Source organism: Nonlabens sp. Asnod3-H03 (assembly GCF_045063665.1).
Classification (GTDB): domain Bacteria; phylum Bacteroidota; class Bacteroidia; order Flavobacteriales; family Flavobacteriaceae; genus Nonlabens; species Nonlabens ulvanivorans.
The window spans coordinates 1,456,236-1,480,495 of record NZ_JBEFOD010000008.1 but is presented as its reverse complement, the minus strand read 5'-3'; the positions used below and the strand labels follow the sequence as shown (position 1 = coordinate 1,480,495).

General features: G+C 35.2%; 17 protein-coding genes. 16 read left to right on the top strand and 1 reads right to left on the bottom strand.

Annotated elements, in window-relative coordinates; all coding sequences use genetic code 11:
• Nucleotides 1-324: 324 nt before the first annotated feature.
• The 8 genes from katG (at nucleotide 325) to ACJJVI_RS09800 (ending at nucleotide 8,401) form a co-directional block, all read left to right on the top strand.
• Entirely contained in the window at nucleotides 325-2,622 is a 2,298-nt protein-coding gene (gene katG / locus ACJJVI_RS09835; protein WP_405351705.1) for a catalase/peroxidase HPI, read from the top strand.
• A 148-nt stretch (nucleotides 2,623-2,770) separates the two neighbouring features.
• Nucleotides 2,771-3,292 carry a hypothetical protein gene (locus ACJJVI_RS09830; RefSeq protein WP_405351703.1) on the top strand — a complete coding sequence of 174 codons (522 nt, stop codon included), beginning with the start codon at nucleotides 2,771-2,773 and terminating at the stop codon, nucleotides 3,290-3,292.
• Nucleotides 3,293-3,309: 17 nt separating this feature from the next.
• Nucleotides 3,310-3,666, top strand: coding sequence for a hypothetical protein (locus tag ACJJVI_RS09825; RefSeq protein WP_397299938.1), 357 nt, complete (start codon nucleotides 3,310-3,312; stop codon nucleotides 3,664-3,666).
• A gap of 132 nt (nucleotides 3,667-3,798) precedes the next feature.
• Nucleotides 3,799-5,634 carry an ABC transporter ATP-binding protein gene (locus ACJJVI_RS09820; protein WP_317291581.1) on the top strand — a complete coding sequence of 612 codons (1,836 nt, stop codon included), beginning with the start codon at nucleotides 3,799-3,801 and terminating at the stop codon, nucleotides 5,632-5,634.
• A 15-nt stretch (nucleotides 5,635-5,649) separates the two neighbouring features.
• On the top strand, nucleotides 5,650-6,045 hold the full coding sequence (locus ACJJVI_RS09815; RefSeq protein ID WP_405351700.1) for a hypothetical protein: 396 nt from the start codon (nucleotides 5,650-5,652) through the stop codon (nucleotides 6,043-6,045).
• Between the two features lie 158 nt (nucleotides 6,046-6,203).
• Complete coding sequence (locus tag ACJJVI_RS09810; protein WP_405351698.1) at nucleotides 6,204-6,923, top strand: 3-ketoacyl-ACP reductase; 720 nt, start codon at nucleotides 6,204-6,206, stop codon at nucleotides 6,921-6,923.
• 19 nt (nucleotides 6,924-6,942) lie between these two features.
• Nucleotides 6,943-7,536 (top strand): Crp/Fnr family transcriptional regulator, encoded by a 594-nt coding sequence (locus ACJJVI_RS09805; RefSeq protein ID WP_042246987.1) that lies wholly within the window; start codon nucleotides 6,943-6,945, stop codon nucleotides 7,534-7,536.
• A gap of 64 nt (nucleotides 7,537-7,600) precedes the next feature.
• Nucleotides 7,601-8,401 carry a type 1 glutamine amidotransferase domain-containing protein gene (locus ACJJVI_RS09800; protein WP_042246985.1) on the top strand — a complete coding sequence of 267 codons (801 nt, stop codon included), beginning with the start codon at nucleotides 7,601-7,603 and terminating at the stop codon, nucleotides 8,399-8,401.
• 98 nt (nucleotides 8,402-8,499) lie between these two features.
• Here the strand turns inward: ACJJVI_RS09800 and ACJJVI_RS09795 are convergent, their stop codons facing one another.
• Nucleotides 8,500-9,555: a hypothetical protein gene (locus ACJJVI_RS09795; RefSeq protein WP_193743656.1), complete on the bottom strand. Its 1,056-nt coding sequence runs from the start codon at nucleotides 9,553-9,555 to the stop codon at nucleotides 8,500-8,502.
• 71 nt (nucleotides 9,556-9,626) lie between these two features.
• Between ACJJVI_RS09795 and ACJJVI_RS09790 the strand changes: the two genes are divergently transcribed.
• The 8 genes from ACJJVI_RS09790 to ACJJVI_RS09755 all read left to right on the top strand — a co-directional run bounded on the left by ACJJVI_RS09790 (nucleotide 9,627) and on the right by ACJJVI_RS09755 (nucleotide 24,258).
• Nucleotides 9,627-10,523, top strand: a complete 897-nt coding sequence (locus tag ACJJVI_RS09790; RefSeq protein ID WP_405351695.1) for an ABC transporter ATP-binding protein — start codon at nucleotides 9,627-9,629, stop codon at nucleotides 10,521-10,523.
• Between the two features lie 2 nt (nucleotides 10,524-10,525).
• Nucleotides 10,526-11,368, top strand: a complete 843-nt coding sequence (locus ACJJVI_RS09785) for an ABC transporter permease (protein WP_042297270.1) — start codon at nucleotides 10,526-10,528, stop codon at nucleotides 11,366-11,368.
• A 41-nt stretch (nucleotides 11,369-11,409) separates the two neighbouring features.
• Nucleotides 11,410-14,682 (top strand): T9SS type B sorting domain-containing protein, encoded by a 3,273-nt coding sequence (locus ACJJVI_RS09780; protein ID WP_405351694.1) that lies wholly within the window; start codon nucleotides 11,410-11,412, stop codon nucleotides 14,680-14,682.
• Nucleotides 14,683-14,712: 30 nt separating this feature from the next.
• Nucleotides 14,713-16,761: a gliding motility-associated C-terminal domain-containing protein gene (locus ACJJVI_RS09775; protein ID WP_405351692.1), complete on the top strand. Its 2,049-nt coding sequence runs from the start codon at nucleotides 14,713-14,715 to the stop codon at nucleotides 16,759-16,761.
• Nucleotides 16,762-16,805: 44 nt separating this feature from the next.
• Nucleotides 16,806-19,715: a gliding motility-associated C-terminal domain-containing protein gene (locus ACJJVI_RS09770; RefSeq protein ID WP_405351690.1), complete on the top strand. Its 2,910-nt coding sequence runs from the start codon at nucleotides 16,806-16,808 to the stop codon at nucleotides 19,713-19,715.
• Between the two features lie 69 nt (nucleotides 19,716-19,784).
• Nucleotides 19,785-21,269, top strand: coding sequence for a T9SS type A sorting domain-containing protein (locus ACJJVI_RS09765; protein WP_405351688.1), 1,485 nt, complete (start codon nucleotides 19,785-19,787; stop codon nucleotides 21,267-21,269).
• Between the two features lie 123 nt (nucleotides 21,270-21,392).
• Nucleotides 21,393-21,848: a MarR family winged helix-turn-helix transcriptional regulator gene (locus ACJJVI_RS09760; protein WP_036584968.1), complete on the top strand. Its 456-nt coding sequence runs from the start codon at nucleotides 21,393-21,395 to the stop codon at nucleotides 21,846-21,848.
• 1 nt (nucleotide 21,849) lies between these two features.
• Nucleotides 21,850-24,258, top strand: coding sequence for a 3-hydroxyacyl-CoA dehydrogenase/enoyl-CoA hydratase family protein (locus ACJJVI_RS09755; RefSeq protein ID WP_348021243.1), 2,409 nt, complete (start codon nucleotides 21,850-21,852; stop codon nucleotides 24,256-24,258).
• Nucleotides 24,259-24,260: the final 2 nt, after the last annotated feature.

Here is a 24,260-nt window from a genome sequence, read left to right as displayed (position 1 = left end):
GCATAGCTAATTTAATTAACAGTTAATTGAACTCAGTTAACTGGATATATTTAAAAATCCTTGAACTTATAGTTCAAGGATTTTTTTTTATACTGTCCAATACCTAACAAATATGATAAAAATGGTAACGATGAAGTTATATACTGTGTGTTATCATTAAGATACCTCTATTCTCACTCCATATAGATTCAAAACATTCTTCTAATACCAAATTGTACCATGAATAGGTGAATTACTTTGAATAATATTTTAATAGAATATATTTATAGATAATTATTATTGATAGATTGTAATTATGATAAGTTTGCGAACAAATCAATAAACATGAAAACAATTTTAATTTATTCAAGTATAGCGATAGTCGCTTTACTAGGTCTTTTTGGAGGCTATTATTACACCTTCCACATGAATAAGCCTACTGATGTAGCAACAGCAAGTAAGGCTGAGTGTCCACTTGGCTTTGGTAGTACAAAGTCAGCAGGATCAATGACTAAAGGTGAAGGTAAAACCAACCAGCAATGGTATCCTAATTCTTTAGACTTAAGCGTCCTACGTCAAAACAGTGATATGTCTAATCCATTAGGTGAAGAATTTAACTATAAGAAAGAATTTGAAAGCCTAGATTATGATGCGCTTAAGAAGGATATCGAACTAGCTTTAACAGACTCAAAAGACTGGTGGCCTGCAGATTTTGGTAACTATGGCGGACTGTTCATAAGAATGGCGTGGCACAGTGCTGGTACTTATAGAACTGGAGATGGCCGTGGTGGAACGCGTGAAGGTAAACAACGATTTGCACCACAAAATAGCTGGGCAGATAATGCTAACCTTGATAAAGCAAGAAGGTTATTATGGCCGGTAAAACAAAAATATGGTCAGAAAATATCTTGGGCAGATTTAATGATTCTAGCAGGAAATGTTTCTTTTGAAAATATGGGATTTGAAACACTAGGATTTGCTGGTGGTCGTGAAGATACATGGGAACCACAGACTAATGTTTATTGGGGTTCTGAAAGCGAAATGTTAGGTGATGAGCGATTCAATGAAGATAGAGAATTAGAAACACCACTAGCAGCCTCACAAATGGGATTAATCTATGTAAACCCAGAAGGTCCTAACGGTAATCCAGATCCAGTATTGGCGGCACACGATATCCGTCAGACTTTTGGACGTATGGGAATGAACGATGAAGAAACTGTAGCACTAATTGCAGGTGGTCATACCTTAGGAAAAACACATGGTGCTTCTAGCGGTGAGAATTTAGGTGCCGCTCCAGAAGGTGCAGCAATTGAAGATCAAGGTATGGGATGGAAAAGCGCTCATAAAAGTGGTAAAGGAGCAGATGCTGTTACCTCTGGTTTAGAAGTTACATGGACTAATACACCTACACAATGGGGAATTGGTTATTTTAAAAGTCTTTTTGAACACGAATGGAAACTAACTAAAAGTCCTGGAGGCGCTCACCAATTTGAGGCTGTAAACCCAGAAAAAATGTATCCTCATGCATTTGATAAGGATAAGCAAGTTGCTCCTACAATGCTAGTGACCGATTTATCTTTGATTAAAGATCCAGAATACTTAAAGATTTCTAAGAGATTTTATGAAAACCCTGAGGAATTTGATGCCGCTTTCGCGAAAGCGTGGTTCAAACTAACACATAGAGATATGGGACCTAGCACTACTTATCTAGGACCTGAAGTGCCTCAAGAGCAATTTATCTGGCAAGACCCAGTACCAACTAGAGATTACAAATTAGTATCTACTAGCGATATCAATATACTGAAAGGTAAAATAAAAGCATCTGGATTAACGACTAATGAGCTAGTTACAACTGCATGGAACGCCGCATCTACTTACCGTCATGGAGACCGTCGTGGTGGATCAAATGGTGGTAGAATACAATTAGAACCTCAAATAAATTGGGCTTCAAACAATCCAGCTCAATTGAAAAAAGTACTCAAGGTTTATCAAGATATTAAAAACGATTTTGATACTTCAAGTACAAAGATATCTATAGCAGACCTTGTGGTATTAGGTGGTAATGTGGCTATTGAAAATGCTGCGAAAAAAGCAGGTTACTCTATTGAAGTGTCTTTTACACCAGGAAGAACTGATGCAACACAAGATCAAACAGATATCGATGGCACTAACTTATTGAAGCCTATGGCAGATGGATTTACTAACTTTCAGCAAAAGGAATATACTCTTACATCAGAACAGTTATTAGTAGATAAAGCACAACAGTTAACATTAAGTGCACCAGAAATGACTGTATTAGTAGGTGGAATGCGTGCACTAGGTGCAAATTATGATGGTTCTAAAACTGGAATCCTTACAGAGCAGCCAGGAACGTTATCAAATGATTTCTTTAAAAATCTATTGAGCATGGATTATAGTTGGAAACCAGTAGAAAATAATAAGAATTTATTTGAGATTGTAGAGCGCAATACAAATAACAAAAAATGGGATGCGACTCGCGTTGATTTAATATTCGGTTCTAATTCTGAATTAAGAGCACTGTCTGAAGTATATGCAAGTGAAGATACAAAAGAGCGTTTTGTAAATGATTTTGTAGCAGCATGGACTAAAGTGATGAATCTAGATCGATTTGATTTAGAATAAGACAAATAAATTTTAATATTAAAATCCCCAAACCATATGGTTTGGGGATTTTTTGCATGATGGATAAAATATCTAGATTATAATCTGTGACAGAATTGAGATAGACACACAATCTTTATCTTTGAAGCAATTAGATTATTGATACCATATGAAAAATATCACCACTGCCCTATTTCTACTTTTATTCTTCCAATTGAGTACTGCGCAAAACGAAACGGTCAACTTGATGAAGAAAAAAGCTTATGAGTTAATTGAAGATATCAGTAATCGAGAAGCTTTTGGTTTATCGACTTATAAAAGTCATATGGTTTCATTAATTCTTTTAAATAAAGCTGCAGACTCACCAGATTTATTAATGTCTGATGAGGATAAAGAAATTATAAAAGCAGTGAGTAGAACTCGATATGCAGAACTACTTAAAGAGGATCATGACGCTATTAGAGAAGCCGCACAAAAGTTCAATATCAACTGGAAGAAGGTTGAATATGTGGATTTTCTCTATAAAACACGAGCGATATTCAAATTAGGACAGCCAGGTTATGAAGGTTTATTAATTTTTAAAGATAAATCTCAAAAGAATGTACTCTTCACATTGCATGTAGACTTTATCATGTTGGGTACAGAGCCATACATCATTGAAATGGTGGATTTAAAAAAGGAAGAGAAATAATTAAAACATTTACTTAGATGAATAATGCCATCATAATTGCAATTACAATGGTGGTTACTCTAGCCATTGTGATTTTCTTCTTCTACTATTTATCAATAATAAAAAAGAGAGATGCTAAAACTATAGATGCTGACTGGCATCATTTTCAAAATGCTGTGAAGCATCATCGTATTCAGGCGATAGAGAAATATGGAACTCAACTAATCTGGAATGAGCACATAACGGTAGAACAAGTAAAAGAAATGTCTGCAGTGATGAAAAAGCTAGAAAAAAGCCATCCCGAATTGAATGAACTCAAACTAGTGATTTATAATAAGCGTAAAGATTGGAGTAAAAAATATCCTAGACATTATGGTGGTAATCCTTACATGTAAAGAAGCTCGAGTATTTAATATTTTTTACTAGTAAAGTTGTCGTTTTTTGAAGTTCTTAAGGAATGTTTAAATTACTTTTTCGCGTAAGCGAACTGTATAAATCGCTTTACCTTTACATTATAAACAAATAACGTGGCGAGAAGAGCACCAGCATCCATAAAAGAACAAAGTAAAAAGGGAAAAACGTTCTCTTTTAGCGCATTAAAGACCTTACCTAGATTTTTTAAAGAAATATGGCGTGCGAGTCCTAAATTGTTTGTGACCAATTTTGTGGCAAGATTGCTTACAGCTATTAGTCCTGTAGCACTTTTGTGGGTCGGTAAATTAATCATCGACGAGGTGATTTTACAAATCTCACTGGATCAACAAGACCTGACGCAATTATGGACCTATGTAGGTATTGAACTAGGAATAGCCATTATAGCTGATTTATTGAATCGATTGATCAATTTAACAGACGGACTTATAGGTGATCTATATTCTAATGCTTCTTCAGAAAAAATCATTAGAAAAACTAATGAACTCACTCTAGAACAATTAGAAGATCCTGATTTTTATGATAAACTAGAGCGCGCAAGACAACAAACTAGTGGTCGTGTAGGATTGATGAGCGCCTCTTTAAGTCAGATACAAAGTATCATTTCTATAGGATCGTTAATTGCTGGTTTAATTTACTTTGAGCCTTTACTAATCATCCTATTAGTATTAAGTATCATACCATCATTTATAAATGAGGCAAAATACAGCTCTCACCGCTACTCTGTGGCACGCAGCTGGACGGCAGAACGTCGTGAACTGGACTATCTAAGGTTTATAGGAGCTAATAATCAGACCGCCAAAGAGGTCAAGCTTTTTGGGCTAACCGATTATATCGCTGCACGATTTAGAAAATTATCTGGTGATTATTATGAGATCAATAAAAAGCTATCTTTAAAGCAAAGCATTTACGGCTCTCTATTTAACGTCTTGGGAATATTATCTTATTATGGAGCTTATATTTTCATCATTTTTAAAGTGATTTCAGGTACCTTAAGTATTGGTGAATTAACGTTCTTATCTGGTTCGTTTAATAGACTGCGCAATAATTTACAAGGCTTCTTTTCAAGATTTACAGCCATTTCAGAAAGTTCTTTATATCTAAGAGATTACTTTGATTTTCTCGATATTGAGGTTATTGATGAAGCGACTGTCTACACTCCTATTCCTGCTGAAATAAAAGAAGGTTTTGAAATTAGAAACGTTCATTTTGGATATGCAGGTAGTGACCTAGAAGTCTTAAAAGGCATCAGTTTTAAAATTAGAGCTGGTGAGAAAATGGCATTTGTAGGACAAAATGGTGCAGGAAAAACTACCTTGATCAAATTGATTCTACGTTTCTATGAACCTACAAAAGGGGAAATTTTACTAGACGGAATCAATATTTCTAAATTTAATAAACAAGAGTATAGAAAACGTTTTGGAGTCATATTTCAAGATTTTTTTAAGTATGAATTCAGCTTACGCGAAAACATTGCTGTCGGAAACATTGGTGAATTAACTAACGATCCTATGATACACGACGCAGCAGATCGCAGTCTCGCTAACCAAGTAGTCGAAGTTATGAAAGATGGAATCGATCAACAATTAGGTAGACGATTTGCAAAAGGGCAAGAACTAAGTGGCGGACAATGGCAAAAAGTAGCACTTGCTAGAGCATATATGAAAGATGCAGATGTAATTGTACTCGATGAACCTACTAGCGCACTAGATGCACAAGCAGAATATGACGTGTTTGAACGTTTTATAGGACTTACTAAAGGTAAAACTAGTATCATCATCTCACATCGATTTTCTACCGTTAGAATGGCAGACAGAATATTGGTCCTTGAAAACGGTACAGTAGCAGAAATAGGAACGCATGAAGAACTTATGTCAGAACCTAAATTATATGAAAAGCTATTTAATTTACAAGCAGCAGGCTATCAATAAAAGTACTTTATAACAATGAACGAATTAGCACAATTAGGCAAACGTAGAACCATCTTAATTTCTATTAGTATTCTGTTAATTTCTCTTCATACCATATATTTCTATCAATCTGCCCTACCAGAAATAAATACGTCAAAACTGATACAGCAATGTGTAAGGTTTGTACTGACAGTTGTTTTGTTACTATTTGTTTTTCAAGCAAAACGATGGGCCAGAATTATCGCTATTGTTCTTTTTTCTTTAGCACTATTAGCTGCTACCATCGGACTTGTAGCTTTATCCGGTGCTTTTGTAAATAAAATCCCAATGCTAGTTATGATATTCATTTATGCTATCGCGATTTATCATTTAGGATTTTCTGAAAGTTACAAGGCCTATTTTCAATATAAAACCCAAGAAAATAATTCTTAGACACTTGCCATTTATTCACAAATGATTAATATAAACAAGATCGCTACAACCATTCAAAATGCATAATTTAGCCATCCTAAAAGACATTCATTAACTCAAAATAGGACACAACAACAGTTCATTTATTTTGATTATACACATATTCTAAAACTAAATACATGCAAGATTTAACAGGTAAAAAAGCATTAATCACCGGTGGTAGTCGTGGCCTAGGAAAAGCGACCGCAATAGCATTTGCAAAAGAAGGAATAGAAGTAGCCATTACAGGAAGAAATGAAGAAGCTCTTAAGGCTACTGTTTCTGAATTAGAACAGTTAGGAGTTAAAGCTACTTATGCCACATTTGATGTAGGCAATTATGAAGAAGTTCAAACTGGTATAAAATCGTTAATAGACACTTTAGGTTCTATAGATATATTAGTCAATAATGCTGGTATTGCAGCTTTTGGAACTTTAAACGATATGCCTGTAGATCAATGGAGTCAGATTATACAAACTAATGTCATGGGAATGTATTATGTGACTAAAGAAGTATTACCACACCTAATTGAACAAAACCATGGGGAAATCATTAATGTATCTTCTACAGCAGGATTAAATGGTAATGCTAGTACATCAGCATATTCTGCATCAAAGTTTGCGGTAATCGGTATGTCAGAATCTTTAATGAAAGAAGTACGTAAAAATAACATTAGAGTTTGTACTCTTACACCTAGCACTATTGCATCTGATATGTCTATAGATTTGGGTATCGCTAGGAAAGACTCAGAAGACAGTGTTTTACAACCAGAAGATTTTGCAGAGTTGATTGTTGCAGGACTTAAATTACCTAAAAGAGCAATGCTTAAGAGTGCCGCATTATGGTCCACTAATCCTTAATGATTTTTAGTAATCTATAATGACCGTATACAATTCCATGATATCTCAAATCTTTAAAGACATTGTACTTTCTCAAAATGAAAGTAGAATGATTGATGAAAAAATGGAACGTATTGTGTTAAAAAAAGGTAGCTCTTTACTACAGGCGCATGACACCGTTTATCATCAATATTATGTTGATCAAGGCTGTCTGCGCACCTATTTTATAGATACTGCAGGTAAAGAGCACACTATACAATTTGCCATTAATGATTGGTGGATTAGTGATTACACGGCTTTTTTCAATACCGGTAAATCCATAATGAATATTGAAACTATTCAAGACACCATAGTATATAAAATATCTAGGTCTAATATGGAAAAACTGTTGCTCGAGATTCCGCAGTTAGAAACCTTTTTTAGAAAAAAAATGGAAGGTGCTTTTGCGAGTTTTCAGAAAAGGATTCTCGCTAGCCTCTCGCAAACGGCCAAAGAACGATATTTATCTTTTATTACTACCTATCCTAATATCGAGCAAAGTGTAAAGAATTATCATATTGCTTCTTATTTAGGAATTACAACAGAAAGTTTAAGCAGAATTAGAAAAGAAATTACACATAGCAGTGTTTCTTAACATACATCAATTTTTAAGGCTACTATTCATCATAATTTTGTATTAACAATATCAATTATTATAAATGAATAAAATAACTTTAGTTTTTATCGCTACATTATTATTGAACTCTTGCGGTTCAAAAACACAAGAGAAAGATAATCCTGTAGAAAATAAAGAGATAACAGAAACAAAAAACACAGCTATGAAAAATGTATTATTTGTATTAACGAGTCATGATGAATTAGGAGACACTGGAGAGAAAACAGGTTTTTGGGTAGAAGAATTTGCTGCACCATATTACCTGCTCACAGATAAAGGTGTAAACGTAACACTTGCATCACCTAAAGGTGGACAACCACCTATCGATCCTAAAAGTGAACAACCAGATTTTCAAACACCTGCAACAAAGAGGTATTATGAAGATCAAGAAACACAAGATAAAATTTCTAAAACAATTAAATTAAGTGAGGTTTCTCAATCAGACTATGATGCGGTATTCTATCCTGGTGGTCACGGACCATTGTGGGATCTTGCAGAAGATGAAAACTCTATTAAACTGATTGAGTCATTCTATAACAATAATAAAACGGTTGCTGCCGTATGTCATGCACCAGCAATCTTTAAGAATACTAAAAACACTGACGGTTCTCCACTAGTAAAAGGTAAAAAAGTTACTGGCTTTACTAACGGTGAAGAAGATGCTGTACAGCTTACAGATGTGGTACCTTTTCTAGTAGAAGATATGTTGATAAGCAACGGTGGTATTTATTCTAAAAAAGACGACTGGAATCCCTATGCCGTTGAAGATGGTTTACTGATTACAGGTCAGAATCCTGCTTCATCAGAGCTTGTTGCAGAAAAGTTACTTGAGAGATTGAAATAATCCATAAGTAAGTATATAAAAAAGCCCAAAGCTATTAAATAGCTCTGGGCTTTTTTTATACGCTTTCGCGAAAGCGTATAATTTTAAATTATTCAACCTTAAATTTTATGGACGTGTTCATAATTACGTTTCACAAAGTCTAAAACGTTTGCTAGCACAGATCCCATATTACGAGATCTTTTAAACTTCACATCTTTAGTAAATTCATGTAACTCGCGACCTAGTTGTTTTGTTTTTTCTGGAGTACTCACTTTATCTGCTCTCATACATTTCATAAGACTGCGATAACGACTCTGTGTGTTAATCAATCTTTTAGAAATTAAAGCTCGCTCTTCTTTTTTATACTGATCGATACTTTGGTTTTTTAAACGATCGGTAACATTCTGAACCATAGGTAGGTTCTCTTTAAAAAACTGTGGCCGATAAACTTTTAATCTACCTTCATAACATTGTTGATCAAAGTCAATCGCTCGTATGGCATAACTAACACGATCAAAATCATGTGTAGGAATCACAACATAATTATAAGCTCGCATATCACCTAAAAGTCTAATGAAACATCGCTCATTAAATTTTACAAACTCTTTTGCAATTTGTGTAAGTTCAGACTCAGTACAATCTTTAATATAGTCTGCAATAAATTCATCTCCTGGTATACCGGCAATATGCTCTTCAATGAGCGTATTATCATAAACTAAAAAGTTGATACGGTGTGGTGATAAAAGGTGCTCTAACTCTAATCCATAAACACGTGACGCATCTGCTTTTTTCACATAGAAATATGTAAAACCATCATTTAAGATGTTTCTAATCTTAATACGGAATGGTTTTGTGTTACCAAAGGTGCAATAATCAACAGCATCTACACTTAAATAATCTAGTAGATCATCGCTACCATCACTGTGTAAAATATCATAGACTTTTTTAAGAGCAGCATCTATAATATCACGCTCTGAGTCTGAGTAATAACATCTTACCCATAAGGTATCTTCCTCATTTTTATCATAGACTGTAATACAGCCTTGAAACCTTAATAGATCATCATAAGACACTTGTATACTAGTTTGTCTATTATATCTTTTTAGATACGCATTAAGTGCTTGACTTACAGGATAAGTAGGTTTTTTACGTGAAAGTAATTTTTCTTCTATCATAGATTTGTACCTTTTTACGGTAACAATTTTATTATTTTACAGTCATACATAATAACCAAAATAACTCGCTTGTGAAAACTATTCTAGAAATAAAAAACCTTTCTAAAAACTACAGCGGTCTCAAAGCTGTAGATAACGTAAGTTTTAAAATAGAAAAAGGTCATGTATACGGTATCCTAGGTCCTAATGGTAGTGGTAAATCCACTACACTAGGAATGGTACTTAATGTTGTGAATCCTACTTCTGGTTCTTATGAATGGTTTGAAGGGACCACCACAAATCATGATGCACTTAAACGTATAGGAGCTATTATAGAACGACCTAATTTCTATCCTAGCATGACCGCTGTTCAGAACTTAGAACTGGTCTGTAAAATTAAAAACATCGCTAAAGATAAGATTGAAGAAAAGCTGGCAGTAGTAGATTTGCTAGCACGCAAGCATAGTCCATTCAGTACTTATTCTTTAGGTATGAAACAAAGACTGGCTATTGCCAGTGCACTTTTAAATGATCCAGAAATTCTAATCCTAGATGAGCCTACTAATGGTCTAGATCCGCAAGGTATACGTAAGATTAGAGATATTATTCAAGACATTGCAAAGTCAGGAACCACAATTCTACTAGCTTCTCACCTACTGGATGAAGTTGAGAAAGTATGTACACATGTTATCGTATTGCGACAGGGAAAAACTCTTTATTGTGGCGCAGTAGATGAAATGAATCATAATCATGGTGTGGTACATCTAGATGCTACAAATAGAGATGGTCTTTTTGAATTTTTAAAGGGGCAACCATATGCTGTATCTGTTAAAGAGGAAATCGAAGGTTTTAAAGTAGTCCTTAATCAACCTGTTGATCTAGGTAAAATTAATGCTGCTGCTTTTGAAAAGAACATTTCACTTAACAAGCTTTTCCTTAAAAAGCAAAGTCTTGAAGATCAATTTATTCAACTTACTAACCACAACTAGCCATGAAAAGATTACTCGATATAGAATTTCATAAATTTAAATATAGTAAAAGCTCTAAAGTCCTTACTATAATCTATTTAGTCATCGTTATTTTATTAATGTTTACTGGATTAATTCAGGTGAATATCAATGGATTTAAAGGTAGCTTATCCGACTTAGGTATTTTTAATTTTCCATATATCTGGCACTTGAGCACTTATATGGTAAGTTTCCTGAAAATTTTCATTGCGATAGTAATTGTTTCTCTTACTGCAAATGAATATAGTAATAGAACTTTAAAGCAAAATCTTATCGATGGACTAAGCAAGAAAGAATTGATACTATCAAAATTATATCTAGCGATTACACTTGCACTACTTACTACAATGATTGTATTTATAGCATCTTTAATACTAGGTCTATTTCATTCTGACTATTTAGAAATTGGAATAATTTTTTCTAAAATGGAATATTTGCCTGCTTTTTTCATCAGTCACTTAATGTTTTTCTGTTTTTGTCTATTTGCTGGTGTACTAGTAAAACGTAGTGCATTTGCATTAGGATTAATTGGTGTATGGTGGATTTTTGAGCTAGTTATCAGAGGCTTAAGCTCTTTTATTGATTTTAAATATGATGTGGACACTTGGAATATTATTCAACATATTTTACCGTTAGAATCTGCTAGCTTACTTATAAAAGAACCATTTACTAAGATTTCAATCGTTCAAGGAGGTATAGAACAATTAACTCAAGGTCAGTATATTAAAGATTATGGTGTTAATGTAATAAACGTAGTGACTTCAATGGCTTGGAGCTTTTTGTTTATTTTTTGGTCTTATAAAATCTTAAAACGTAGAGACTTATAATTAGCATAAAATTGTGATAAGTATGTACTATTTTCGCAACTATGATTTTTAGGAAAAAGAAAATAGTTGCGATAGTAGTTTTACTAATAATCGCAGTATCTCAATTATCAACCGCTCAATTAGAAGCCTCAAATTGGTATTTTGGGTTTAATGCTGGTATTTCTTTTGATCCAGTTACAGGTGCTGTGACACCGGTAACTAATGGTCAACTTAATACGTTTGAAGGTTGCGCCTCTATATCTGATTCTAACGGGAATTTATTATTCTATACTGACGGTATTACTGTATTTGACAGTACACACATGATCATGCAAAATGGACAAGGTCTACTCGGAAACCCTTCTAGTACTCAAAGTGCTATAATCATTCCTAAACCTCAAGATCCTAATCTCTATTATATTTTTACGGTAGACACCAATGCTGGCGGAGGACAAGACTCAGGTTTGCACTGGTATGAAGTAGATATGACTTTAAATGCTGGTCAAGGTGCTGTTACAACCTCATTAAGTAATCCTAATAACTTAATTTCTACATGTTCGGAAAAAATTACCGCTATCAATCACGCTACCAATGATGAAATACTATTAACAACACTTGCTTCCTTTAATGGAGTAACCACAACATTTGATACTTACTATACTTTTACCATTAGTTCAACAGGTGTTAATCCTACACCATTATTATCAACAGTTCCTTCTACTGTATCTGATAGACGTGGTAATCTCAAAATATCTCCAGATGGTCAGTACATGGTGTCTTGTAATATGACTTCTGCTAGTTTTCTTTATGATTATGACCAATCAACAGGGGCTGTAAGTAATGAAAGGCAACTCCAATTTACAGGAGGAAATGACAGAGGTTATGGTGTAGAGTTTTCTCCAGACAGTAGCTTATTATATGTAACAGCTTCTAATGATACAAATAGTAATGATCCCGCGGCACACTCTTCTACTCTATTTCAATTTGATATGACTAGTCCTAATCCGGCCTCTTCAACAGTTGTTATTGATACCAGAGCTGGTTATAGAGGATCTTTACAATTGGGAATCGATAAGAAAATTTACAGAGCATTATCTGATACATATAATGATGGTCGTAGCTTTTTAGGTGTGATCAATAATCCCAATGTTGCAGGGCAAGGTTGTAATTATGTCCATGATGCAATACCACTAGCAGGACGATTATCTGCTCAAGGTTTGCCTCCATTTATACAAAGTTTCTTTGCCTTAATAGATGTAGAATTTACCTGTTTAGGTGATAACACTACTTTTGAATTTGACTCTGACACACCACCTACATTAGTAAACTGGGATTTTGGTGATGGAACAAATTCGTCTGTCGAAAGCCCAACACATGTCTATGCAGCACCTGGTGTATATAATGTCGTACTTACCTTAACCATTAATGGATCTGTAAGAACCTACCGTAAAAGTGTTCAGATATTTGATACTCCAATAGCAAATGCGGCAACTAATGTAAATGTTTGTGATATAAACAATGATGGCTCAGAATCCTTTGACCTTACGACAACAGCAACTCCACAAATTTTAGGTGCTCAAGATGCCACTATATTTAATGTAGAATACTATTTATCACAGGCAGATGCAGACAATGGTGCAAATCCTGTAACACTTCCTTATATCGCCACTACAACGACACAAACAATATTTGCTCGTGTTAGTAATAATAATAACGAAGATTGTTATGATACCACAAGTTTTGATATCGAGATTTTTGCGCAACCAACAGCTAATTCAGTAAATGACCTAGAAGTATGTGACGATGACTTTGACGGTTTCCAAACTTTTGATTTAAGTATTCAAACGCCATTAATATTAGATACTCAGTCCACTGCAGATTTTACTGTAAGCTATCATGAATCTCAAGCAGATGCTGATTCTGGAAACAATCCACTTGCAACGACCTACACAAATACCACTGCTTTCAGTGAGAACATATTTGCTAGAGTCGTTAATAGCAATGAAACAAGCTGTGTAGACACCACCAGCTTTGATCTAATCGTTAATCCTAAACCAGTCGCTAATGACACTAATGCTTTTCAATGTGATGAAGATGGTGTTTTAGATAGTAGGACTATTTTCAATTTATCTGAGTTTGATGAAACCATTACCGCTAGCGCAACTGGTGTTACCGTAACCTATCATATCAATCAAAGTGATGCAGACAACAATCAGTCACCACTAGATAATACTAGTTATACAAATACAACTCCATTACAAATTGTATATGCGAGAGTTACAGATGATACTACTAGTTGCTACACCACATCTCAAATTACTTTATCGGTTAGTGCAAGTGATGCACAAGACACTATTCTTACTGGTTGTGATGATGATGGTGTTGCAGATGGTATTACCACTTTTAACCTTACTGATGCTGATAGTTCTGTATTAATAACAGCTCCTTCTAATGTAACCTTAAATTATTATGCAAGTTTAAACGATGCATTGACAGAACAAAATGTGTTACCAATCACTTATGATAATACGACTCCAAATAGTCAAATTATATTTGCTAGAGCAGAATCACCTGACGGAAACTGTTTTGGAATTAGTGAAGTAGAACTTATCGTTAATGACTTACCAATTATAGAACCAGTAGCTCTTATAGATTACTGTGGTAATAATCCACAGCCACTTACTATTGATGCAGGTATCATAACAGGTTCTCCATCTGATTATACTTACTTATGGAGCACCTCAGAAAATACATTTAGTATACAAGTAACCACTGGTGGTGATTATGCAGTAGCAGTTACTGATGCTAATGGATGTACTAGTAACAGGACAGTAACAGTAATTATAAGCGAGACCGCAACTATAGATAGTATTGACGTTATACATGCCGGTACCTCAAGTAACGGAACAGCAACCGCAAATGTTAGTGGTTTAGGCGATTATGAATATCGAGTAAGTCTAGAAGAACCATTCCAAGACAGTCCTATATTTGATGATCTTACACCAGGTTTTTACACTTTATATGTAAGAGATAAAAATGGTTGTGGTACAGTACAACAAGAATTTAGTGTCATAGGATATCCTCGTTACTTCACGCCTAATAATGATAATTATCACGATTACTGGCAGTTGATAGGTACTTCATTCACGTTTGAGCCAGGCGCACAGATTTTTATATTTGATCGCTACGGTAAGCTATTAAAACAAATCGCAGCAGATGGTGTAGGATGGGATGGTACTTATAATGGTAACCCTATGCCTTCTAGTGATTACTGGTTCACTGCAACTTTAATGGATGGAACGACCTTTTCCTCACATTTCACTTTAAAAAGATAAAATCAAATTGCCTATTTTTACTTCTAGGCAATGAGATACATTTTAATAGGTTTTATAATTTTTTGTTCCGCTTTCGCGAAAGCGCAACTAGAATCATCCCAGTGGTACTTTGGAGTTACTGCTGGAATCGACTTCTCGTCTGGTACCGCTACGGCTACCGGCATAGGACAATTAGTTACTGGAGAAGGTTGTGCTACAATTTCTGATGATTTAGGTAATTTACTATTCTATACAGATGGATCGTTAGTATTTGATTCCACACACAATTTAATGCCTAATGGTACAGGACTATTAGGTGATTCTTCAAGTACGTCTAGTGCGATCATCGTTCCACAACCTGGTAATGATGATTTATATTATATTTTTACGGTAGACACCAGCGATCAACAATATCGCATGAATGTAGGTTTCCACTACTCTATTGTGGATATGTCTTTAAATGGAGGAACTGGAGATATTGTTTCTTTACAAAAAAACATCAATCTCTTGCCGCTTACGTCAGAAAAACTGACTGCAATATCCAATGCAACAGGCGATGGGTTTTGGGTACTTACACAGTTTGAAGACACCTACTATGCTTATGAAATTACGGCAGCTGGTCTCAACCTAGCACCAGTAACAAGTATTGTTGGACCAACTATAGAATTGATCTCTACTCCTATTACTAACGTAGATGTCGCAGCAATGCGAGGATACATTAAACTCAATGCTCGAGGAGATAAATTAGTCGCAGCTCATTTTTCAAACAACACTACGGCCGAATTTTCTGGAATCACTAATGTGCTAGAAGCGCGTAGTCTTGCTTATGCACAAGGTGGCGAGTTATATTTATATGATTTTGATAATGCGACCGGTGTGGTTTCTAATCCACAACCATTAATGACTCGAGCAGATGGCGCAAGCTTTTATGGAGTAGAATTTTCTGGTAATGGAAGATATCTTTATGCTGAGGCTGACTATATGTTACCATCTACAACAGTCATATATGAATTTTTAAGAGGAGAGATTTTACAATATGACCTAACAGCAGCAAATATTGCCGCTAGTAAAACTGTGGTCCATACTGATATGATAGCTCCTTTTAGAGGTGCGTTACAGTTAGGTCTAGACAACAGGATTTATCATTCCCGAATTAATGAAAGTTTTTTAAGTGTCATTAATAATCCTGATGATGGCGGTACAGCATCTAATTATATCTATAATGACTTTGCTTTAACTAATGGAGCACAAGCGATTTATGGGCTACCTATTTTTGTTCAATCATTTTTATTAAATGGAGATATAAATGCAGTAGACCATTGTTTTGGAGAATCTCAAGCATTTACTTTTAATACAAGTGCACAAGTTGAAAGTATATTATGGGACTTTGGTGATATAAACAGTTCTAATAACATCTCGATGGATTTAAATCCTAGTCATATTTTTAGTGCTCCAGGAACTTATACGGTCACAGCAAATGTTGAAACACTTGTATCCAGCTTTACAGAGACTATAGAAATTACAGTATTTGAACCAGCGATTATCGATGCAGTTCCTATGGATATTGAGTTATGTGATGAAGGTTTTGATACTTCTAACTTTGACTTATCTATTATAGAATCACAGGTCAGTTCTACCTTAAACCAATCAGTCTCCATTCACGAGACTGATGAAGAAGCTAGACTAAATATTAATCCAATTAACACAAATCTACCGTATCAAAATATAAGTTCTCCACAGACATTGTATGTAAGAGTAAGTAATACAAATTGTTATGACATCACTTCTTTTAACATTAACGTAGAAAACTGCCCTGTTAAAGTGTTCAATGTCCTTACACCTGACGATGATGGGATAAATGATACGTTCATCGTTTCTGGATTGAGAGACGTATATGATAAACATAAAATTTTTATATTTACCAGATATGGTATGAAAATTTGGGAAGGTGACAATGATACGCCTTCTTGGGATGGAACCAGTAACCGTGGACTAGCACATAATTCAAGCAAAAGACTACCTACTGGAACTTATTTTTATATTATAGAATTTAACGAGCCTGGTTTAAAACCCATTGCTGGATATGTTTATTTAAATTAGAAAACTAACAACCCTAAATAACTCTACTCCTAATCAAGTACATTATGAAAAAAGCAATACTCTTATTACTGACATTAGTAATTTCATTTAGCGTCACAGCTCAAGAAGAATCATCCTGGTGGATTTTTGGAGATGGTGCTGGTGTTGAATTTAATCCAAACCCACAGAATAGATCAAGTGATCCAGCCGTAACAACTTCTGGTTATGATACTGATGAAGGAGTTGCTTCTATCTCTGACGAAATGGGAAACCTTTTATTTTTTACAGATGGTTCAACCGTTTGGAACCGTAATGGTGTTGCTATGCCTAACGGGACTGGATTAGATGGGAACTTCTCTTCCACTCAATCTGCTATTGTAATTAAAGCTCCTGAAACTGCTGGTGTTTATTTTGTAGCGACCGTAGGTGCTGGAAACACCTCACCTCTTTCTTATTCTAGAATTGAGATGGCTCTTAATGGTGGATTAGGTGACGTTGTACCAGGTGTTAAGAATGTAACTCTACTTGCTGCTTGTGCTGAGAAAGTAGCTGCAACAATTCAAACAGGTACGAATAACGCTTACATTATGACTTTTGGTAGATCTAACGCAACGAGTGTTTCTACAGGTTCTGGTGATAACAATGCGTTATTTGCTTGGGAAGTAAGAGGTATCGCTGGTCCTAACGTATCATTTGTACTACCAGCTCCTATTGCACAATCTGCAAATGGTGGTTTACCATATTTTTCTACTCCACTAGCTGCAACTAATGGTGATCGTGGTATGTTAAGAGTTTCACCTGATGGAACTAAACTAGCCATAGGTACTCAAAACTTAACAAATCAAGGTTTATTCTTGTATGACTTTAATCCTGGTAATGGTCAATTCAGTGGTGCAGGTTTACAATTAGACAATGGACCTGTTTATGGCGTAGAATTTTCTGCTTCTTCACAATACTTATATCACGATTTAAGTGACAATTATAGTCCGACCACAGGATCTAATAAAAGACTAGTACAATACGATCTTTGTGACCAAGCAAATATTGTAGCCTCTAGAAATGAATTTGCAAATGTTCCAGAATCTAGAGGAACACTACAACTAGGTAGAGATGGAGAGATTTATGTAGCTCGTTTTGATCAAACCTTCCTAGGTAGAATTGAGAATTCTGAGACTGCCACTCCTACATATAATACTACGGCCGTAGATATTTCTCCAGGAGTTGGAAAACAAGGACTTCCTGTATTTGTTCAATCTAGTTTTGCTAGTTCGTTTACCGTAAATGATCAATGTCAAGGTGATGCTACAGAATTTATACTTGCTTGTTTACCTCAAGTTGCGGCATCTAATTGGGACTTTGGTGATGGACAAACTCAAATGGTTACGGGACCAGGAGTTGTTACTAATATTTATGCTACTGCTGGTACTTATACTGTTCAGGTTAATGTAACAAACGTTTCTGGAGATGTTAGAGATTTTACTCAAGATATTACTATTTATGAAAACGGAATTGTAGATCCAGTAGATGTTACTTTATTAGACTACTGTGATGATGACAACTCTGGTGATGAAATCGTTGATTTATCACAATTCACATCTGATGTATTAGGTACTCAGGACGCTGCAACTTTTAATATTTCGTACTATGCAAACTCTGTTGATGCAGACGCTGGTCAGAATCCATTACCACTAAATTACAATGCAACTTTAGGTTCTAATACCATTTGGGTACGCATTGAAAACAACACATCACCTATTAATGATGGTTGTTCTGCAATCGGTTCTTTCGTGTTAACTGTGAGTTCTGTGCCTACAGTTAGTAACATTCCAGATTATGAGATTTGTGATGATGCAAGTCAGGACGGAATTGAAGATTTTGACTTAGCTAGTTTCTTACCTACTATAGCAACACAAGCTGGTGATCCAGTAGATGTAGACTATACAATTCATGAGTCACAAGCTGATGCAGATATGAATATGGGAGCTATCGATACAACAGTTCCTTATACTAATACGACTTCTCCACAAGTTCTTTATGTAAGACTTCAAAACATTAATGATATAGATTGTTTTGGAACTGCTCCATTTAACCTAGTAGTTTTAGGAGCACCTACATTAGGTACAGTTGCTAATATTGAAGTTTGTGATGATGCTCCATTAGATGGAAGTTCTGATTTCACTTTATCAGACCAAGACGCAACCGTTGCAAATGGCTCTGCTGGTACGGTGACCTACCACTCCACTCAAGCAGATGCTGATAGTGGTGCCGCAGCACTTCCTAATGTATATACTGTAAGTGGTTCTGAAACCATTTATGCAAGATTTGTGAATGACGCAGGTTGTGCTGGAACAACTAGTTTTGACATTACTGTACAAGCGGCTCCTGCTATAGGAAATGCTCCAGACTTAACAAATATCTGTGACGCTACTGTAGATCTTAATCAAAATCTTTTTGAATTATCTGTTCAAGATGCGGCAGTTTTAAATGGACTTAACCCAGCAGACTATACTATAAGTTACTATACAACTGATAGTGATGCGCAAAACGCAACAAATGAGTTACCATTAAGTTATACAGTACCGTTCCAATCAGGAGTAACGACTGATCTGTTATTTGCTAGATTAGAGAACAATACAACAGGATGTTTTAACACATCCCAGTTCACTATCATTTTTGAACGTTGTGAAATTGTTTTCCCAGAAGGCTTCTCTCCTAATAATGATGGTATCAATGATACATTCTCTATTCCTGGACTAGCAGAGCAATACAATAACTTTAATCTTCAGATTTTTAATCGTAATGGTTCTGTAGTTTATGAAACTAGCGCAAGTAATTATGAAGAATTTGCAGGAATCCCTAATAAAGGAGCTCTTGCTGGTGATGGTTTACTACCAGTGGGAACTTACTTCTACGTGATTCAATATAATGATCAAGATGAAGAAGACACGGCAAGTTGGGTTTATATCAACTACTAGTCTTTAAATTATTAAATACAAAATCCCAGTTAACCGCTGGGATTTTTTATTTTTAATCAAATTCTTACAATGAAAAATTTTATAACTTTTTTTGTTTTATTCATTTCGTTCTTTTCATTTTCACAAAAAGAAAGCGCTTGGTGGGTTTTTGGCGACGGAGCAGCCATTGAATTTACAGATACAGGAATTCAAAATAGATCCAATAATACTAATATCGTAACGTCTAATTTTAATACTGATGAAGGTTGTTCTTCTATTAGTGATAGTCAAGGAAACTTACTGTTTTTTACAAATGGCTCAAGTATCTATGATAGGAATGGTTCAGTAATGCCCAATGGAATTGGGATTTTAGGAAATGTATCTTCTACTCAATCTACTATGATTATTAACGCACCAAATACAAATGGAGTTTACTTTATTTTTACCGTAGGCGGATCGGGAAATGGACCGTTTTCTTATAGTCGGTTAGAAATGTCTTTAAATGGTGGTTTTGGAGATATAGTGCCTGGAGTAAAAAATATTATACTCCTAAATTCTTGTAGTGAAAAACTTAATGGCATACAGAAACAAAATAGTAATGATGTTTATGTGACGGTATTTTCTCAAAATAATGTTACAGCCACACAATCCGGAACTGGTGATTTTAATTCCCTTTATACTTTTGAAGTTAGAGGTACTGGCTCTGCATCATTTATTCTACCTAACCCTATACCACAAACCAATAACTCTAATAGTAATAGGTTTGAATCTTTAGTATTTGCAAGTTCTAGAGATAGAGGTCAACTTAAATTCAGTCCTAATGGAAACTATGCAGCCATAGCTATTCAAGGTTTTCAATCTTCAACTGCACAAGATTATGGTGCTTATTTATTAAATTTCGATAATAGTACAGGTCAGTTTAGTGGTCCTGTACTAACTTTAGAATCTCAACAACCTTGTTATGGTATAGAATTTTCCATAGACTCAAATTATGTCTACTATGACATTAGTGATGATTTTGCGCCTACTAGTACTACTTCTAGATCTATCATCCAGTACAATCTAAGTGCACCTAGTAACATCTTAAATACTCGAAATGTTATTTCAAATGAACCTGCTTTTGCAGCAAGAGGCTCCTTACAGTTAGGAATGGATGGAGAAATATATTCTGCTCAGATAGGAAACTCCTTTATAGGTCGTATCAATAACAGTACAACAGCAAATGCTACCTATACCAAGGACTTCTTTAATGTTTCACCTGGAATGGTACGTCAAGGATTACCGAATATCTTACCTAGCACCATTCTATCCAATTATACGTTGAGTAATCAAACGGTGAATACTTCTGAAATCCAGATATTTCCAAACCCTACTTCAGATTATTTAGGAATTACGGCAAGTGAGGAGCTAGAATCTGTTGAGATTTTTAATATGGATGGGAAATCTGTTTTATCAAAATCATTACAAACAAACAGCGCTCACATTGACTTTACCGACCTTTTCCCAGGACTATACATTGTTAAGGTGGACAATCTAACTGGTAGTACTCAAGTATTTAAAGTAATTAAGAAGTAAGTTATTTACCTTTCGCGAAAGCGTAATTATAACTATCTTCATATCACGAAAACGTTGTAAAATTTATCATTTTATTATGCATGCATAGTATTTATTTACTATCTTTGAATGTAAGATTATTAAATGAGAGATAAAACAATAGATTATATACTAAGAGCGACATGGATGTCCATCTCTAAAATGTATAATGAACAAGCCGCTGTTAAAGGTAGCACTATGGCTACCGGATTTGCGCTCATAAGCATTGACCCCATAGAAGGTACACCTAGTACTGCTCTTGGACCTAAAATGGGAATGGAAGCTACTTCCCTATCTCGTACTTTAAAGACCATGGAGGAAAAAGGTCTTATCTCAAGAAGAAAAAATCCAGAAGATGGACGCAGCGTATTAATTCATTTAACAGACTTTGGTAAAGAAATGAGAGACTTCTCTAAAAACGTCGTAAAATCATTTGATACCGTAGTAAAACAAAATATCGAAGCCGAAAAATTAAATACCTTTTTAGAAGTTGCTTATCAAATCAACGATCTAGTAGGTCAAAAAAATATTTTTAAACAAGAAGCCATAGCTGATAAATAATATGGGAAAACGTAGAATTAAACATGTAACCGTAATAGGTTCAGGAATTATGGGAAGCGGTATTGCTTGCCATTTTGCAAACATAGGTTGTGAAGTACTCCTACTGGACATCGTCCCAAGAGAACTTACTGACAAAGAAAAGGCCAAAGGTCTAACTCTAGAAGACAAGGTTGTTCGTAACCGTATGGTAAACGATAATCTTACCGCTTCTATAAAGAGTAAACCAGCACCTTTATACAATAACTCATTTGTAAACAGGATTTCAACTGGAAATCTAACAGATGATTTAGCCAAAATAAAGGATACGGACTGGATTATTGAAGTCGTTGTAGAAAGGCTAGACATTAAAAAATCTGTTTTTGAACAAATTGAGAAGTACCGTAAACCTGGTACATTAATTACATCAAATACTTCTGGTATTCCTATTTCTTTCATGAATGAAGGACGTAGTGAAGATTTCCAAAAGCACTTTGCAGTAACACACTTTTTCAATCCGCCACGATATTTAAAATTATTTGAAGTTGTTCCAGGTCCTAATTGTGATCCAGCGGTTACTGACTTCTTAATGGAATATGGAGAGAAATACCTAGGTAAGACATCAGTTCTTGCAAAAGATACTCCTGCATTTATAGGAAACCGTATCGGTATATTCTCTATTCAGAGTTTATTCCACACGGTTAAAGAAATGGGTCTTACCGTTTCTGAGGTGGATAAACTTACTGGTCCTGTTATAGGTCGTGCTAAGTCGGCAACTTTTAGAACTGTAGATGTTGTAGGACTAGATACCCTTGTACATGTTGCAAATGGTGTTTATGCAAATTGCCCAGAAGACGAGCATAAAGACACGTTTAAATTACCGGACTTCATCGATACAATGATGGAGAATAAATGGTTAGGTTCTAAAACTGGTCAAGGTTTTTATAAAAAGAACGTCACTAAAGAAGGTAAAAAAGAGATTCTAGCATTAGATCTAGACTCTATGGAATATGTAGTACAGCCACGTGCAAAGTTTGCTACACTAGAATTAACTAAAACAATTGATAACGTTGCAGATCGTTTTCCTGTATTAATTAAAGGAAAAGATAAAGCTGGTGATTTCTATAGAAAATCATTTGCGTCACTATTTGCATACGTACAACATAGAATTCCAGAAATAAGCGATGAATTGTATCGTATAGACGATGCGATGAGTGCAGGTTTTGGTTGGGAACATGGACCATATCAGGTTTGGGATGCCGTAGGTGTTGCAAAAGGTGTGGAATTAATGGAAGCAATCGGTAAAAAACCAGCTGCTTGGGTAACAGAAATGCTAGAGAAAGGATTTGAGTCTTTCTATACCGTAAAAGATGGATCTACCTACTACTACTCTATCCCAGATAAAGATTATGTAAAGAAACCAGGACAGGATGGATTTATCATTCTAGACAATTTACGTGCAAATGCTCCAGTATTTAAAAATTCAGGTGTAACCGTTCACGATATAGGCGATGGTATCCTTAATGTAGAATTTACTTCTAAGATGAATTCTATAGGTGGCGATGTGCTTGCCGGTATGAATAAAGCTATTGATATTGCTGAAGATCGTTTTGACGGTTTAGTAGTAGCAAATAATGGTGCAAACTTCTCTGTAGGGGCAAATATCGGTATGATATTTATGATGGCTGTAGAGCAGGAATATGATGAGCTGAATATGGCTATCAAACAATTCCAAGATACAGTTATGAGATTGCGTTACAGTAGTATTCCTACTATAGTCGCACCACATCAAATGGCACTAGGTGGTGGTTGTGAAATGACCATGCACAGTGATGTTGCTGTTGCAAGTGCAGAGACTTACATCGGTCTAGTAGAATTTGGTGTAGGTGTAATTCCTGGTGGTGGTGGATCAAAAGAGATGGCACTAAGAGCTAGTGACACTTTTGAGAAAAACGACGTAGAATTAAATAGACTTAGAGAATACTTCCTTACTATAGGAACAGCCAAAGTTGCAACAAGTGCTTATGAAGCATACGATCTAGGCATCTTGAGAAAAGGTGTAGATCATGTTGTTGTAAATGATAACAGACGTATTGCTTTTGCAAAAGCACAAGCGAGACTTCTAGCTGACAAAGGTTATACACAGCCTGCTATGCGCAAGGATATAAAAGTATTGGGCCAGCAAGCATTAGGAATGTTCTTAGTAGGAACTGACGCGATGAAAGCTGGAAAATACATAAGCGAGCATGACTTAAAAATTGCAAATAAACTAGCTTATGTTATGGCTGGTGGAGATTTAAGTGCTCCTACTCTAGTGTCAGAGCAATATTTATTAGATCTAGAACGTGAAGCATTCTTAAGTCTTACTGGAGAAAGAAAGACATTAGAAAGACTTCAACACATGATCCAGAAAGGTAAACCTTTAAGAAACTAAGA

Coding starts and splice junctions, on each gene's coding strand:
- katG (WP_405351705.1), top strand. CDS start 325: ATGAAAACAATTTTAATTTATTCAAGTATAGCGATAGTCGCTTTACTA.
- ACJJVI_RS09830 (WP_405351703.1), top strand. CDS start 2,771: ATGAAAAATATCACCACTGCCCTATTTCTACTTTTATTCTTCCAATTG.
- ACJJVI_RS09825 (WP_397299938.1), top strand. CDS start 3,310: ATGAATAATGCCATCATAATTGCAATTACAATGGTGGTTACTCTAGCC.
- ACJJVI_RS09815 (WP_405351700.1), top strand. CDS start 5,650: ATGAACGAATTAGCACAATTAGGCAAACGTAGAACCATCTTAATTTCT.
- ACJJVI_RS09810 (WP_405351698.1), top strand. CDS start 6,204: ATGCAAGATTTAACAGGTAAAAAAGCATTAATCACCGGTGGTAGTCGT.
- ACJJVI_RS09805 (WP_042246987.1), top strand. CDS start 6,943: ATGACCGTATACAATTCCATGATATCTCAAATCTTTAAAGACATTGTA.
- ACJJVI_RS09800 (WP_042246985.1), top strand. CDS start 7,601: ATGAATAAAATAACTTTAGTTTTTATCGCTACATTATTATTGAACTCT.
- ACJJVI_RS09795 (WP_193743656.1), bottom strand. CDS start 9,555: ATGATAGAAGAAAAATTACTTTCACGTAAAAAACCTACTTATCCTGTA.
- ACJJVI_RS09785 (WP_042297270.1), top strand. CDS start 10,526: ATGAAAAGATTACTCGATATAGAATTTCATAAATTTAAATATAGTAAA.
- ACJJVI_RS09780 (WP_405351694.1), top strand. CDS start 11,410: ATGATTTTTAGGAAAAAGAAAATAGTTGCGATAGTAGTTTTACTAATA.
- ACJJVI_RS09775 (WP_405351692.1), top strand. CDS start 14,713: ATGAGATACATTTTAATAGGTTTTATAATTTTTTGTTCCGCTTTCGCG.
- ACJJVI_RS09770 (WP_405351690.1), top strand. CDS start 16,806: ATGAAAAAAGCAATACTCTTATTACTGACATTAGTAATTTCATTTAGC.
- ACJJVI_RS09765 (WP_405351688.1), top strand. CDS start 19,785: ATGAAAAATTTTATAACTTTTTTTGTTTTATTCATTTCGTTCTTTTCA.
- ACJJVI_RS09760 (WP_036584968.1), top strand. CDS start 21,393: ATGAGAGATAAAACAATAGATTATATACTAAGAGCGACATGGATGTCC.
- ACJJVI_RS09755 (WP_348021243.1), top strand. CDS start 21,850: ATGGGAAAACGTAGAATTAAACATGTAACCGTAATAGGTTCAGGAATT.